This is a genomic window from Bacillus sp. SH7-1 (assembly GCF_008042405.1).
Lineage (GTDB): Bacteria > Bacillota > Bacilli > Bacillales > Bacillaceae_G > Bacillus_A > Bacillus_A thuringiensis_N.
Window position 1 is genome coordinate 46,774 of sequence record NZ_QNUD01000005.1, and the last position, 14,143, is coordinate 60,916.

The window sequence follows — 14,143 nt, forward strand, 5'->3', positions numbered from 1 at the left end:
ATATGGGAGAAATTTGGTACGGCGGCACCATTTACACGATGAGAGAAGAAAATGAAAAAGTGGAAGCTATTTATGTTGAAAATGGCAGAATCGTTGACATTGGGAGTAAGGAAGAGTTAGAAAACCGATATGTTGCTGTGAAATTGTACAATTTAAGAGGGAAAACGATGATTCCAGGTCTCGTTGATAGCCATATGCATCTTATTGGGCATGGAGAGAGATTGCTGCGTTTAGATTTATCAAATTGTACATCGTATAGCGAAGTGCTGATTCTCGTTCAGAAACGAGTAGAAGAGGCGCCAAAAGGTTCTTGGATTATTGGAGAAGGCTGGAATGAAAATAACTTTACAGATACAAAAGACGTTCACGCGCGTGATTTAGATGCAATTTCGAAAGAACATCCGATTTTATTAAAGCGCGTCTGTCGCCACGTTACATGGGTGAACTCATACATACTGCAAGAAGCGAACATAACAGAATCGACAAAAGATCCGAAAGGCGGAAAAATTGGCCGGGATTCATCCAATATGTTAACAGGGCTTTTATATGAACAAGGACAAGAATTAATAAAACATGTTCAGCCTGAAATTGATGAAGTCTACTTACAAAGCGCTTTGCAAACAGCGATTAAAGATTGCTGGCAATATGGAATTGTTGGTGGACATACGGAAGATTTAAATTATTACGGTGGTTTTAGAAAAACGCACAATGCGTTTTCTCATGTTATAAAAGAAATGCCATTTAAAGCACATTTGCTCGTTCACCATGAAGTAGCACATGAACGAAAAGAATATGAAAATGAACACTATATTGAATTTGGTGCGATGAAAATTTTTTCTGACGGTTCTTTTGGCGGAAGAACAGCTTTATTAAGTGAACCGTATGAAGATGCGAGGGAAACGAATGGAGTTGCCATTTTCTCGCGTGAAGAGCTTGCGGAGTTAGTGAAAAAAGCACGAGATTTACATATGCCAGTTGCCATTCATACAATCGGTGATTTATCGCTCCAGTATGTTATTGATGCACTTGAATTATATCCACTAGCAGAAGGATTACGTGACCGCATTATTCATTGTCAGCTTGCCCGTGAAGAGTTGATTGAAAGAATGAAAAACTTGCAAGTCATTGTTGATATACAGCCAGTATTTGTTTCATCGGATTTTCCGTCAGTCATTGAAAAACTAGGAGAGCATCGTCTTCGTTATGCGTATGCTTGGAAGACGTTACTGGAAGCAGGATTACACTGTAACGGTGGCTCAGATGCTCCCATTGAACAAGTGAATCCGTTTTTAGGCATATATAGCGCTGTTACACGTAGAAGTTTTATTGACGGTGTATGCTATATGCCTGAAGAAAGATTAACGGCATATGAGGCTGTTTCTCTATTTACAACAGGGAGTGCCTATGCAATCGGAAAAGAAGCGAAGCGAGGACAAATTACAAAAGGATACGAGGCAGACTTTACGATACTAGACCGCAATATTTTTGAAATAGAGGCAGAAGAAATAAAAGAAGTACAAGCAGAGATGACTGTAATAGATGGCCAAGTTGTGTATAGAAAAGATGCGTAAAAATATATCAGCGGTTTTCGGAATATATCGACCGTAACTCGAAATATATCAGCGATTATTAAAATATATCGACTTACCGACAAAAACTGACAAGAATAGCGGCCGAATAATAAGAGGGACTGTCTACAAATAGAAAACGGTCGAATTATGGAATGCCCATAATTCGACCGTTTTTTAGTACTATAAAAACGTTCTCTGTACTTTTTCCCAGAAAGAATTGTTTTTTAATTTAACTGTTTTAATTTGTTTATCGCTTAAGCGTACAACAGCTTTTTCCACTTGTTTAATGCTAAGCGCTTCATTATCCATACCGATAACAGGATAATCGTTACCGTCTGGTCTTAGTTTTAAAGTTAATGTACGTTCGTGATTTAAAATGAACGGTGAACCAAGTGTACGGTATGTGTTGTTATTTAAAGATGCTAATTCACTTACTTGGAAGCAAGGGATGAGCGGATCAACAACTGCACCGTGCAATGATTTATTGTAAGCTGTACTTCCTGTTGGGGTAGAAACAACTAAACCGTCACCTCTAAATGTTTCGAAATATAAATCATCAACATGGACATCTACAACGAATGTTTTAATAATGCTAGAACGTAATGAGAACTCATTTAAACAATGGAAAGATGTACCGTGATCTACATCTACCTGAATTGTTGGATATTTTCGCACTTCAATTTCATTTTTTGTAATTTCTTGAAGGGCTGTATCAATGTGATCAAGGTGGAAATCGCAGTAGAACGAAATTTCATCTTTCGTAGAAATCCCTGCGTATAAACAATCTTCTCTAAAACCAGTTTTACGAACGGCTTGTAAGAAAGTTGCATCATCTCCAACACTGACGATAGCGTTTGCATTTTTTGGATGATCTAATATGGTAAATCCATTCTCTTCTAAAATACGATAGATTGGTTTCATTTTTTCAACGAGCGTTGCTTTGTCATCACCATAAAAGAAAAATAAATTGCGACGATCTGCCATTATGTATCCCTCCACTGCAGTTAAATTTTCTGTTTTTCGTGCTACATATCATTAGAGTCCGTTCCCTGATGATATGTTCAAATAATATATTTCGATATAAATTGTCAAAATACCTTTTTGTTTTTAGAAAAATTTTTATATTCAATCTTATGGAACTCTGTTTAATGATGAATAAAGTTGTCGATAATGGGTACGGAGTGAAAGGATGATACGTATGAAGTGGCTCGCAATTGGAATAATAATTCTTCTCCTTTTTATTTTGTTTATACTATTGTCGAAAATAAAGCTTAAAGTGACATTTTTATATTCAGAAATGGAAAAGCAATGCTTGCTTCAAGTGAAAATATGGATGATTCGATATACATTTGATGTGTTGGAAAGAATTGAGAAACAGCAGAAGAAAACAGGACAAAAAATCGAAAAAGCTGAAGAGGACGGCGGACTAGATAATAAAATTATGGCACAACTTGATAGCATTGGGGAACTGATAAAAAAGCTTCAAGAAGTTCATACTATTGTTAAAGATTTTCTCAAACGAGTGAAAATCAATGGTTGGAAATGGCATACGCAAATTGGAGCAGGCGACGCAGCTAGTACTGGAATTGTCACTGGATATGCATGGGGGACAAAAGGAATGGCTGCTGGAGTTGTAGGACAATATATGCATATTGTCGACGTACCAGAATTTGAAATTACTCCTGTTTTTCAAGGAAAGGGATTTGCATCAAGATGTGAGTTGACAGCATCTTTTCGTATATTCCGTACTGTAAAAACAGCGGTGAAATTACTCGTGTTTATGAGAAGACAAAGATCTGGTACGACAGAAAAATCTGTTCAAGCATAGGGGGGATATAGAATGGACCATCCAATTCAAGGTTTAATGACAACTGCAATGCAGCATTTAAAACAAATGACTGATGTAAATACAATTGTTGGTGATCCAATTAAAGCGGCAGATGGAAGTGTAATTCTTACAGTTTCGAAAGTTAGCTTTGGATTTGCTGCTGGTGGAAGTGAATTTGGTAAAGTAGAACATTCAGGCCGTCATCCATTTGGCGGGGGAAGCGGTGGAGGAGTTTCTATTAATCCTGTTGCTTTTCTTGTTATAAATGGCGAAGGTGTAAAAGTGTTGCATTTAGATAAGCAAACACATGTCATCGATAAAATAATTGAATTAGCGCCACAAGCTGTTGATAAAGTGAAGGAAATGATGGATAAACGAAAAGAAGACGATCCTGAATTTCAAATTTAACGGATAAAGAAGCTGATCAATAGATTAGCTTCTTTAATTTTTTTGTAAATAAAGCGATTTTATTTGCATTATCGATAGGGACAAACTATCATTTACATTGTACATATTTTGTTTAAATAAGGGAGGATTTTCAAGTGGCAAACGTAACTTTTAAAGGTAATCCAATGACTTTAGTTGGAACAGAAGTTAAAGTTGGCGATCAAGCGCCAAACTTCCAAGTATTAGCAAACGACTTATCTCCAGTAAGTTTAGAAACATACAAAGGCGAAGTAAAATTAATTAGTGTTGTACCTTCAATCGACACAGGTGTGTGTGATGCACAAACACGTCGTTTTAACCAAGATGCAGCAGGTATTGAAAACGCGAAAGTATTAACAATTAGCGCTGATTTACCATTCGCTCAAAAACGCTGGTGTGCAGCAAACGGTTTAGAAAATGTTGTTACACTTTCTGACCACCGCGACCTTTCATTCGGTGAAGCTTACGGCTTAGTAATGAAAGAACTTCGTTTACTTGCTCGTGCAGTATTCGTAGTAGATAGCAACGACAAAGTAGTTTACGTAGAATACGTAAATGAAGGTACAAGCCATCCAAACTATGAAGCAGCATTAGAAGCAGCAAAATCTGCGAAGTAATGTGAAGAAAATGACCTCTTATAAAGAGGTCGTTTTTTCTCATATATTGCTGCGTAACGGTACCAATATATGAGAAAAAACGTTATATCATATATAATTAAAAGGGGAGCTCTTTGCAGGAGGTCGCTTTTTCTTTTTGGAAAAAAACACTTTGTGGTATGATATAAGTTATGTGTAAAAGAGAGAAGGAGGAATGTACGTGAGTCAGACAGTGGAAACATTATTTTCTATTTTTGATTCTTCTGCGGTAGTTTTACGTAAAGAATTAGATGTAACATATTTAGAGGCGCTTGTAGAAACAGGGGATAACTTGTTTGAAGGAGCGATCTTACAAGAGGAATTATCCGAATCAGCAATTGAAAGGCTGAATCGTGAATATAGTACGTTTAATGAAGAAACATATAAAGGTGAAGAAATTCGTAAAGCATTTCAGTTAGCCATTTTAAAAGGAATGAAAGAAGGCGTACAAGCGAACCACGAAATGACGCCTGATGCAGTTGGTATGTTCATGAGCTACTTATTCCATAAATTTATGCAAGGGAAAAACGAAATCACTGTTTTAGATCCTGCAATTGGAACAGGTAACTTAATGACTACCGTATTTAATAGCGCCAAAGAAGAACTAACAATGAGTGGATTTGGTGTAGAAGTGGATGAAGTGCTAATTAAACTTGCTTTAGTAAATGCGAATTTACAAAAGCATGCAATCGAATTCTTTCATCAAGATGGACTAGCGCCACTTTATATCGATCCAGTTGATGCAGTTATTTCAGACTTACCGATTGGTTACTATCCAAATGAAATCGGTGCAAGTGAATATAAGTTAAAAGCAGATGAAGGAATGTCGTATGCACATCACTTATTTATTGAACAAAGTGTGAAACATACGAAAGAAGGCGGATACTTATTCTTCTTAGTACCAAACTTCATTTTTGAAAGTGATCAAGCACCTAAATTACATGCATTTATTAAAGAAACTTGTTTTATTCAAGGACTATTGCAACTACCTGTTTCCATGTTTAAAAACGAGAAAAATGCAAAAAGTATATTTGTTCTCCAAAAGAAAGGTCCTAGTGTAACGATGCCAAAACAGGCGTTATTAGTGGAGTTACCTAAATTCTCTAACATGAAGGCGATGGAGGATATTATGGACCAATTAAATACTTGGTTTGCAACGCATAAATAAGGCTAGGTATATGTAACAGGGTTAGTAATTCATGTAGTACAGTTTTATATGATATGTCATATTTTTAAATATATACAAGATTTAACTGAATTTTTTTGAAATCTGTAATATATATTTTTTCTTGGTGTTACAATTTTTTCACTTGAAATATATGTCGTACGATGTTTAAATTAAAATCGTGAGTATAAAATTTGCTAATGATGAAACGTTTTCATATTTAGTAAATTTAATTAGATAAAATCGAGCGGTTTGTGGAAACATCCACACAACTACCAAGAGAAAAAGGGGCGAAAGACTAGATGTCAAAAATCATCGCGATTAACGCAGGAAGCTCTTCCTTAAAATTCCAATTATTTGAAATGCCAAGTGAAACAGTATTAACAAAAGGTTTAGTAGAACGTATCGGTTTAGAAGATAGTATCTTCACTATTACTGTAGATGGCGAAAAACAAAAAGAAATTACAAACATTCCAGATCACGCAGTAGCAGTTAATATGCTTCTTAAAAAATTAACTGAAAACGGAATCGTTAAATCTCTAGACGAGATTGGCGGTATCGGTCACCGTGTTGTTCACGGCGGCGAAAAATTTGCTGACTCTGTTTTAATTACTGATGAAGTATTAGCTGATATCGAAGAATTAAGCGATTTAGCACCACTTCATAACCCAGCAAACGTTGTTGGTATTAAAGCATTCCAAGAAGTATTACCAAACGTACCAGCAGTAGCAGTATTCGATACAGCATTCCATCAAACAATGCCGGAATCTGCATTCCTATACAGCTTACCATATGAGTACTATGAAAAATACGGCATCCGTAAATACGGTTTCCACGGAACTTCTCATAAATATGTAACTGAGCGTGCGGCTGAATTATTAGGTCGTCCAATTGAAAGCTTAAGCTTACTTTCTTGTCACTTAGGTAACGGTGCAAGTATCGCAGCAGTAGAAGGCGGTAAATCTATCGATACTTCTATGGGCTTCACTCCACTTGCTGGTGTAACAATGGGTACACGTTCTGGTAACCTTGACCCTGCGTTAATTCCATACATCATGGAAAAAACAGGCCAAACAGTAGAAGAAGTAGTTAACGTATTAAACAAGAAGAGTGGTATGTTAGGTCTTACTGGTTACTCTAGTGACCTACGTGACATCATTGCGAAAGAAGAAGAAGGCGACCACCGTGCGAAAGTAGCACTTGATGTATTCGTAAGCCGTATCCACAAATACATCGGTTCTTACACTGCTCGTATGAAAGGTGTAGACGCAATCATCTTCACAGCTGGTGTAGGTGAAAACAGTGCGATTATTCGTGAGCGCGTATTAGAAGGCCTTGAGTACATGGGCGTATACTTCGATGCAAAACGTAATAACGTATTCGGTGAAGAAGCATTCATCAGCTTCCCACACTCTCCAGTAAAAATTATCGTAATTCCAACTGACGAAGAAGTTATGATTGCTCGTGACGTACTACGTCTTGGAGATATTGGTTAATATACTATATGAAAGAAAGACGAGATCCTATAGGATTTCGTCTTTTTTCTATTGGAGGTATTTTAAAACTCCATCCGGATATAGTATTTTTTCTTTCTGAATGAATGCCGTAATAGGAATCCATTTCGCATACGCTACTGTTTGCTCATCTTGTACCTTCACTTTTTCCATTTCATATAGTGATGTGTCTAATAAGCGTACAGAATATAGCTGAATGATTTCATGACCAATTTCTCCATCAAGATGAAAGATGTTTTCTAAGCAACCTAAATAATTGATGATTTCCACTTCCGTATGAAGCTCTTCTTGAAATTCACGAATAATGGTATTTGATGATTTCTCCCCCTGTTCAATTGAACCGCCAAGAGGGCGGTAATATGTTTCATCGCCTGTATGATATTCTTGTACAAGAAGGCGACTGTCATGTATAGCAAGACCGAAAGCTTTTGCACGTGGATACATATACAATCACTCCTTATTTATTTTGTATAAGGATGATTATAATGTATTGCGTAATAAAAGTGTCGTGTATTTAAGAATGTGGTCGAATTACGATGCCATTAAATAAGTCATTCCAAAATGCTTCATTGTACTGAAATACATCCATAATAGGGCATTTTATAACGCAAATATTTTGTAATCCCCAATCTTCTTCTACAACAGTTGGTACATCTGCAGGAATGAGTAATAGGACAGAAAAATTATGTTTGACTATTTGAGATAAAATTTGTTCCAGAGATCGTGCTTCTTCATATGTTCCTCCAGTCCGAATAAACAATATGGACGTTTCTATTTCAATTGTAGTTAGAAAACGATTAATTCGATGCTCATAATTTAGCTTGATTTCTGGATAAGAAGGCCAAGAAGTTGGTGTGTTTACATCTGTTTTAAAGTCATGACAGGAGTCGATTTCATAGAGGTTGTCCCTTAGTCTTAATTTCGCATCATCATCCCAAAATGAGATGAAGGATAAATTTTCGAAATGTAAAAAACGGTCAAATTGATTTTGTAATAATACATTCACTTTTTCCAATGAGGGGCTTAGCATAAAATCAATAACGCCAAAAAATGGTGATAATCCGAATTGATATAACGCCCAAGCAGGCCAACAGTTTTGTCCTAAACTGAATACGGCATTATATTCTTTTTTTATATTGGATAGATTCATGTGATTTATCTCATCCTTTTTGCTAATATTTTATGTCAATAAAAAATGGTATGTGAATAAAGATAGACAAGCATATTTGTAAAGAATAAGCGGAAATATGTTACAATAGAAAAAAATCAAACGAGGTGGTTGTTACGATGCGATCGAAGCGAGAACAAGCCATTTTAGACAATATAAAAGAATGGGAATTGCAATTAGTTGAGCAAGAAGCGACTGATTTTCAAAAAATGTTTGATAAATGGGTACATAATACAATTGCGAAATTGCCTGAGAAAAAACGAAAAGATTTCTTTACGAAAGCAGATGGATGGCTCTTTCATTTGCATGCATTGATTCAAAGTTCACAATCACAGTTAGAGGCGCGTAATCGTATTTTAGGAACATCGAGATTATTTGATGAATCGATTGAGCAACTAGAAGATTTGAAAGCATTATCTATTGACCAATTAACATACATAGCAGAGCAGCAAACAGCGCGCCATCGCCTATATTCATTCGTACAAGGCGGAGCAACGGGTGCTGGAGGTTTACTATTATTAACAGCTGATTTTCCGGTTATGATTGCGTTGAATGTGAAGGCTGTCCAACTTATTGCAACGTCATTTGGGCATGATGTGAACAAGCCTTATGAAATGATGCTTGCATTAAAGGTATTTCATGCGTCATTACTACCAGGAAGACTTCAGCAATACGCATGGTACAATTTATTGCAAGAGCTAGAGCAAGAAGATTCGTTCTTCTATGAAGGAGACGAAGCGGTGTTACAACCAGCTTCTACTGAAGTTGTGTTAAAACAAATTTTGAAAACATTTTCGATTTATGCTCTTCGTCGTAAATTATTCCAAGGTATTCCGGTAATTGGGATGGCAATCGGGTCTACAGTGAATTATCGTTTGACAAGAAACGTTACTGAATTTGCAAATCGATTTTATCAAGTGCGCCACATAGTTGAAAAAGAAAAGAGAGCGTAAAAAAAGCGAGAGGCCGAAGCCTTTCGCTTTTTTAATTTGTTGCATGTTTTTTTGGCATTGGAACAGATACTGGTTGCTTTTCTGCTGTTTTTTCTGCTTTTGGATAATAAATTAAATCCAATGTTTTTGCCTGTACGGCAATCGAAAGAATAGTGAAAGCAATTTCTGTCCAATTTAAATAATATAATGAAAGCGCAAGAACAATCGCGTCAAAGACGAAGAAAATTTGCCCAATTGTAAAGCGAGTTCGTTTACTTAATACAATTGTTAAAATATCGTCTCCACCGGTTGCACCGCCAAATCGCAATATAAAACCGAGTCCAATACCAGCTAACGCACCGCCAACTATTGCAGCTACAAATAAATTATTTGATAAATCTACCGTAAATGGAGAATAATTTTCCATAAGAGAATAAAATACTCCGAATGAAATCGAACCTAGGAATGAATAACCAACCATTTTTCTACCTAAAAATGAAGCACACAGTAAAATAATTGGGATATCCATGATTACAGTTGAAATAGATGGTGAAATATCATAAAAATTTTGGATGAATAGTGCAATACCTACAAAGCCACCTTCTGTTAAGTGGTTTTGGAAGTGAATGTGATATAGCGCTGCTGCTAAAATAAATGAACCGATTAAAACCATAAAAACTTCTTTAATAATTTGTCGACTTTGGATGTTCCTCATCGTTATTCCTTCTTTCCGTAGTTAGTAGTCCTTTTTGTGTTGTAAACTAACTACGAGCTCACATGTAGCTTTCAGTTAGTTTACGAAAAAACTAACTACGCTATATGTCGCTGAAGAAATAACGAATAATCCTCTCGTCCATCAATTCTCCCTACCTTCGTTTTAGTTTAAGTCTTAAAACGACTAAACAAAACGTGGAGTAGGATTCTTCATTTAGCAATCCTGCTCTTCTTTGTTTTGTTTAGCTAGTAACAATTAAGTCCTAAACAAAACGCTATGTGTAAGAAGAGTCTTTTTTTTGCCAAATTATCCTTCGGGCAATCATAATTTCCCCACTCTCGTATTTTTTTCGCTAGACTAAAGTATCTAAGCTGGAAAATACGCTACGTGTATGATTCGTCAATACGATGCCACATGCTCCTTCGAGCGATCATGATATCAAAATCCCTTCCTTCAAGATTTATATTATTATATCATACTTTCAAAAAATGTATGCGGATGGAAACCGACAATAAACGGAGGGAATCTACAAAAATTGTTATGTTTAAATATTTTTGTAGAAAAGCCTAAGTTATTTTGCAGAATTGGACAGTTTTTAACGGTTTGTCCAATAAGTAAGAAAAAATGGGTTTTATTCAGTTGTATCCTTTTCATCACTTTTATCTTTAAAAAACGCATCCCAGCTAATCACACTTAAAAAAGTTAAAGCGATAATAATGAAAGCGCGCATAAGCTTTAGACCTCCTTTTGTACATAGTATATGAATGATTCAATTCGGAATGTGTCATTTTTTTACAAGTCTTAACTATTATGAGAGTATATTAATATAGATAGATGAGAGGAAGAGTGAAGATATGCTAAAAGACATGTTCAAAAGAAAAGAATTAACATGCGTTTCATGTCAAAAAAAGATTCAATATGAAGAAGAGCTAGTTGCTTTTGTGAAACTGCCTAAGGAGAGAAATCTGTTGGTAGGTCCATTTGATGTATGTTTGGCAAAAACAGCACAAGAGATATATTGTAAATCGTGTTACGACAAAAAAGCATGACCCAAAGTAATTGAGGGGCATGCTTTTTTCATTGGTGTGCTTTCCCCTCAGATACATTTTGAGTGAGTCGATACCAAAGCCAAAGGTCATTAATGATGGAAGCGAGATCGGCAATTTCTGAATTAAGTTTGCAAGAAATTTCGAAGTCTTCTTCGTGATTTAAATGATGTTGTTTTGCATTTATATAGTGTTCCAGTTCTTTTATACGATCAGGGATTCTCCCGCGAACTTGTTCCCATTTTAATAAAATTGCATGTTGCATTTTTTCGGGGATATCTTCCCAGTCTTCTTGTAAATGAGGAATTTCAATTCCGAGATGTTCATCGTATAAGAAATACTTTTCCATAAGTTCACCCCCGTTTTCCTGCTTATATTGTACAAAAAAACAGAAAGAAGTTCGACGAAATTGTTTGAAAAAATTTGAAAATGACTCTTGATACATTTTGTAAAAGGTGTTAAAGTGTGAATTATTATAAAAGAAAATGAATATTTATTCTTTAGGGGGATGCAAAATGGAGAAGAAAAAAGTTGTGTTAGCATATTCCGGAGGTCTTGATACTTCCGTTGCAATTAAATGGTTACAAGAGAAGAATTATGATATTATCGCGCTTTGTTTAGACTTAGGGGAAGGTAAAGACTTAGCATTTGTAAAAGAAAAGGCACTTTCAGTAGGTGCAATTAAATCATATATGATTGATGTTCAAGAAGAATTTGCAAATGAATATGCATTGATGGCGATGCAAGCACACACGTTATACGAAGGGAAATACCCTCTCGTTTCGGCGCTATCACGCCCACTTATCGCAAAGAAACTAGTAGAAATTGCAGAACAAGAAGGAGCGACTGCAGTTGCACACGGCTGTACAGGGAAAGGAAATGATCAAGTTCGTTTTGAAGTTTCTATTCAAGCGTTAAATCCTTACTTAGAAGTGATTGCGCCTGTACGTGAATGGAAATGGTCACGTGAAGAAGAAATTGCATACGCAAAAGAAAACGATGTACCAATTCCAATTAATTTAGACAGCCCATTTTCAATCGATCAAAATTTATGGGGACGCAGTAATGAATGTGGCATTTTAGAAGATCCATGGGCAGCGCCGCCAGAAGATGCATATGAGATGACATTGGCATTAGAAGATACACCGAATAAACCAGAATTTGTAGAAATTGGTTTTGAAGCAGGCGTACCGACTACTTTAAATGGCACTGCATATCCACTTTCAGAACTAATTAAAACGTTAAATGCGCTTGCTGGAAAACATGGCGTTGGACGTATCGATCACGTAGAAAACCGTCTTGTTGGTATTAAATCGCGTGAAGTATACGAATGTCCAGCAGCAATGACATTAATTACGGCGCACAAGGAACTGGAAGATTTAACACTTGTAAAAGAAGTAGCGCATTTTAAACCGATGATTGAGCAGAAAATAACAGAACTTATTTATAACGGTTTATGGTTCTCACCTTTAAAACAAGCGCTGAATGCTTTCTTACAAGAAACGCAAAAGAATGTAACAGGTACAGTGCGTGTGAAATTATTTAAAGGCCATGCGATTGTAGAAGGACGTAAATCTGAATACTCTTTATACGATGAAAAACTAGCAACATATACAGCCCAGGACGAATTTAATCATGATGCAGCTGTTGGATTCATTTCATTATTCGGTTTACCGACGAAAGTATACAGTCAAGTGAATCAAAAGAAGGTGGAAGCGTGAGCAAACTTTGGGGCGGACGTTTTACAGAAGAAGCGGAAGCATGGGTTGAAGAGTTCGGAGCATCCATCTCCTTCGATCAACAATTAGTAAATCAAGATATAAAGGGAAGTATTGCGCACGTAACGATGCTAGCAAAGCAGGGCATCGTTACGAAAGAAGAAGCAGAGAAAATAAAGGCGGGGCTTCAATATTTATTAGAAGAAGCGAAACAAAATAAATTGCATTATTCAGTTGAAGCTGAAGATATTCACTTAAACATTGAAAAAATGTTAATTGAACAAATCGGCGAAGTAGGAGGGAAACTTCATACAGGCCGAAGCCGTAATGATCAAGTAGCGACTGATATGCATTTATATTTAAAAGAAAAAGTAGAACATATTATTAAAGCTACAAAACAATTGCAAACTGTTCTTGTTCATCAAGCAGAAAATAACATTGAAACGATTATGCCTGGCTATACGCATTTGCAGCGTGCCCAGCCAATTTCATTTGCGCATCATATTCTCGCTTATTTTTGGATGTTAGAGCGTGATGTAAATCGTTATGAAGATTCGTTAAAGCGTATTAACATTTCGCCATTAGGAGCAGGAGCGTTAGCTGGGACAACATTCCCGATTGACCGAGAATATAGTGCGGAGCTTCTTGGATTTAATGGAATCTATGAAAACAGTTTAGATGCAGTAAGTGATCGTGATTTCATACTGGAGTTCCTAAGTAACTCATCTATGCTCATGATGCACTTATCACGATTTTGCGAAGAACTTATTTTGTGGAGTAGCCAAGAGTTTCAATTTATTGAAATGAGCGATCAATACGCAACGGGAAGCAGTATTATGCCACAAAAGAAAAATCCAGATATGGCGGAACTTATTCGTGGTAAAACAGGTAGAGTGTACGGTAATTTATTTAGTTTACTTACAGTAATGAAAGGATTACCGCTCGCTTACAATAAAGACTTGCAAGAAGACAAAGAAGGAATGTTTGATACAGTAAAAACAGTAGAAGGCTGCCTTCATATTATGGCAGGCATGTTAGAGACGATGACTGTCAACAAAGAAAAGATGGGGCAAGCTGTAACGCAAGATTTCTCTAACGCAACAGAAATTGCTGACTACTTAGCAAGTAAAGGACTACCATTCCGTCAAGCTCATGAAATTGTTGGGAAGCTAGTGCTACACTGCACACAAAAAGGAATTTATTTAGTAGATGTACCACTTGCAACGTATAAAGAAATGAGCTCGTTATTTGAAGGAGATTTGTATGAAGTTCTTTCACCGTATGCAGCTGTAAAGCGTCGTAACAGTGCTGGCGGGACTGGATTTGAGCAAATTGAAAAAGCTTTGGAGAAGGCGAAAGGATTGGTTGGAGAGATTGTAGGAATTAAATGATGTATATAGAAGGTAAGGTGCTTTTTATAGAAAG

15 protein-coding genes are annotated in these 14,143 nt (G+C 36.3%); 10 read left to right on the top strand and 5 right to left on the bottom strand.

Annotated features, from left to right (window positions below; translation table 11 throughout):
- Positions 1-2 precede the first annotated feature (2 nt).
- Complete coding sequence (locus tag DN390_RS03530) at positions 3-1,571, top strand: amidohydrolase (RefSeq protein WP_147806619.1); 1,569 nt, start codon at positions 3-5, stop codon at positions 1,569-1,571.
- A gap of 180 nt (positions 1,572-1,751) precedes the next feature.
- On the opposite strand, the gene DN390_RS03540 is transcribed toward DN390_RS03530, so the two are convergent.
- Positions 1,752-2,555: an NAD kinase gene (locus DN390_RS03540; protein WP_063222489.1), complete on the bottom strand. Its 804-nt coding sequence runs from the start codon at positions 2,553-2,555 to the stop codon at positions 1,752-1,754.
- A gap of 205 nt (positions 2,556-2,760) precedes the next feature.
- Here DN390_RS03540 and DN390_RS03545 point away from each other — a divergent pair, with 205 nt between their 5' ends.
- The 5 genes from DN390_RS03545 to ackA all read left to right on the top strand — a co-directional run bounded on the left by DN390_RS03545 (position 2,761) and on the right by ackA (position 7,121).
- Complete coding sequence (locus tag DN390_RS03545) at positions 2,761-3,399, top strand: DUF2953 domain-containing protein (protein ID WP_147806620.1); 639 nt, start codon at positions 2,761-2,763, stop codon at positions 3,397-3,399.
- Positions 3,400-3,411: 12 nt separating this feature from the next.
- Positions 3,412-3,807: a GerW family sporulation protein gene (gene ytfJ / locus DN390_RS03550; RefSeq protein WP_000350005.1), complete on the top strand. Its 396-nt coding sequence runs from the start codon at positions 3,412-3,414 to the stop codon at positions 3,805-3,807.
- Positions 3,808-3,941: 134 nt separating this feature from the next.
- The gene (tpx, locus tag DN390_RS03555; protein WP_060632534.1) at positions 3,942-4,442 is read left to right on the top strand and encodes a thiol peroxidase; all 501 of its coding nucleotides are present in this window, start codon (positions 3,942-3,944) and stop codon (positions 4,440-4,442) included.
- 199 nt (positions 4,443-4,641) lie between these two features.
- The gene (locus DN390_RS03560; RefSeq protein WP_060632533.1) at positions 4,642-5,628 is read left to right on the top strand and encodes a class I SAM-dependent methyltransferase; all 987 of its coding nucleotides are present in this window, start codon (positions 4,642-4,644) and stop codon (positions 5,626-5,628) included.
- A 299-nt stretch (positions 5,629-5,927) separates the two neighbouring features.
- A complete protein-coding gene (ackA, locus tag DN390_RS03565; RefSeq protein ID WP_147806621.1) occupies positions 5,928-7,121 on the top strand; it encodes an acetate kinase in 1,194 nt (397 codons plus the stop codon).
- A gap of 48 nt (positions 7,122-7,169) precedes the next feature.
- Here ackA and DN390_RS03570 read toward each other — a convergent pair whose 3' ends face one another.
- Together DN390_RS03570 and DN390_RS03575 are read right to left on the bottom strand one after the other, a co-directional pair.
- A complete protein-coding gene (locus tag DN390_RS03570; RefSeq protein WP_147806622.1) occupies positions 7,170-7,583 on the bottom strand; it encodes an NUDIX hydrolase in 414 nt (137 codons plus the stop codon).
- Between the two features lie 70 nt (positions 7,584-7,653).
- Positions 7,654-8,289, bottom strand: a complete 636-nt coding sequence (locus tag DN390_RS03575; RefSeq protein WP_147806623.1) for a DUF1796 family putative cysteine peptidase — start codon at positions 8,287-8,289, stop codon at positions 7,654-7,656.
- 137 nt (positions 8,290-8,426) lie between these two features.
- Here DN390_RS03575 and DN390_RS03580 point away from each other — a divergent pair, with 137 nt between their 5' ends.
- Positions 8,427-9,260, top strand: coding sequence for an EcsC family protein (locus tag DN390_RS03580; protein WP_147806624.1), 834 nt, complete (start codon positions 8,427-8,429; stop codon positions 9,258-9,260).
- Between the two features lie 31 nt (positions 9,261-9,291).
- Here DN390_RS03580 and DN390_RS03585 read toward each other — a convergent pair whose 3' ends face one another.
- Positions 9,292-9,954 carry a YitT family protein gene (locus DN390_RS03585; protein WP_001244523.1) on the bottom strand — a complete coding sequence of 221 codons (663 nt, stop codon included), beginning with the start codon at positions 9,952-9,954 and terminating at the stop codon, positions 9,292-9,294.
- Between the two features lie 854 nt (positions 9,955-10,808).
- Between DN390_RS03585 and DN390_RS03595 the strand changes: the two genes are divergently transcribed.
- Positions 10,809-11,003 (top strand): hypothetical protein, encoded by a 195-nt coding sequence (locus DN390_RS03595; protein WP_060632527.1) that lies wholly within the window; start codon positions 10,809-10,811, stop codon positions 11,001-11,003.
- A 28-nt stretch (positions 11,004-11,031) separates the two neighbouring features.
- Here the strand turns inward: DN390_RS03595 and DN390_RS03600 are convergent, their stop codons facing one another.
- A complete protein-coding gene (locus DN390_RS03600) occupies positions 11,032-11,349 on the bottom strand; it encodes a hypothetical protein (protein ID WP_060632526.1) in 318 nt (105 codons plus the stop codon).
- 166 nt (positions 11,350-11,515) lie between these two features.
- Between DN390_RS03600 and DN390_RS03605 the strand changes: the two genes are divergently transcribed.
- Entirely contained in the window at positions 11,516-12,721 is a 1,206-nt protein-coding gene (locus DN390_RS03605) for an argininosuccinate synthase (protein WP_042512163.1), read from the top strand.
- Positions 12,718-14,109: an argininosuccinate lyase gene (gene argH, locus DN390_RS03610; RefSeq protein ID WP_147806625.1), complete on the top strand. Its 1,392-nt coding sequence runs from the start codon at positions 12,718-12,720 to the stop codon at positions 14,107-14,109. The genes DN390_RS03605 and argH overlap by 4 nt, the downstream gene beginning before the upstream one ends.
- Positions 14,110-14,143 lie beyond the last annotated feature (34 nt).

What these genes read in the sequence shown, in the direction of transcription:
- DN390_RS03530 (WP_147806619.1), top strand. Translation starts at nt 3, where the DNA reads ATGGGAGAAATTTGGTACGGCGGCACCATTTACACGATGAGAGAAGAA.
- DN390_RS03540 (WP_063222489.1), bottom strand. Translation starts at nt 2,555, where the DNA reads ATGGCAGATCGTCGCAATTTATTTTTCTTTTATGGTGATGACAAAGCA.
- DN390_RS03545 (WP_147806620.1), top strand. Translation starts at nt 2,761, where the DNA reads ATGATACGTATGAAGTGGCTCGCAATTGGAATAATAATTCTTCTCCTT.
- ytfJ (WP_000350005.1), top strand. Translation starts at nt 3,412, where the DNA reads ATGGACCATCCAATTCAAGGTTTAATGACAACTGCAATGCAGCATTTA.
- ackA (WP_147806621.1), top strand. Translation starts at nt 5,928, where the DNA reads ATGTCAAAAATCATCGCGATTAACGCAGGAAGCTCTTCCTTAAAATTC.
- DN390_RS03570 (WP_147806622.1), bottom strand. Translation starts at nt 7,583, where the DNA reads ATGTATCCACGTGCAAAAGCTTTCGGTCTTGCTATACATGACAGTCGC.
- DN390_RS03575 (WP_147806623.1), bottom strand. Translation starts at nt 8,289, where the DNA reads ATGAATCTATCCAATATAAAAAAAGAATATAATGCCGTATTCAGTTTA.
- DN390_RS03580 (WP_147806624.1), top strand. Translation starts at nt 8,427, where the DNA reads ATGCGATCGAAGCGAGAACAAGCCATTTTAGACAATATAAAAGAATGG.
- DN390_RS03585 (WP_001244523.1), bottom strand. Translation starts at nt 9,954, where the DNA reads ATGAGGAACATCCAAAGTCGACAAATTATTAAAGAAGTTTTTATGGTT.
- DN390_RS03595 (WP_060632527.1), top strand. Translation starts at nt 10,809, where the DNA reads ATGCTAAAAGACATGTTCAAAAGAAAAGAATTAACATGCGTTTCATGT.
- DN390_RS03600 (WP_060632526.1), bottom strand. Translation starts at nt 11,349, where the DNA reads ATGGAAAAGTATTTCTTATACGATGAACATCTCGGAATTGAAATTCCT.
- DN390_RS03605 (WP_042512163.1), top strand. Translation starts at nt 11,516, where the DNA reads ATGGAGAAGAAAAAAGTTGTGTTAGCATATTCCGGAGGTCTTGATACT.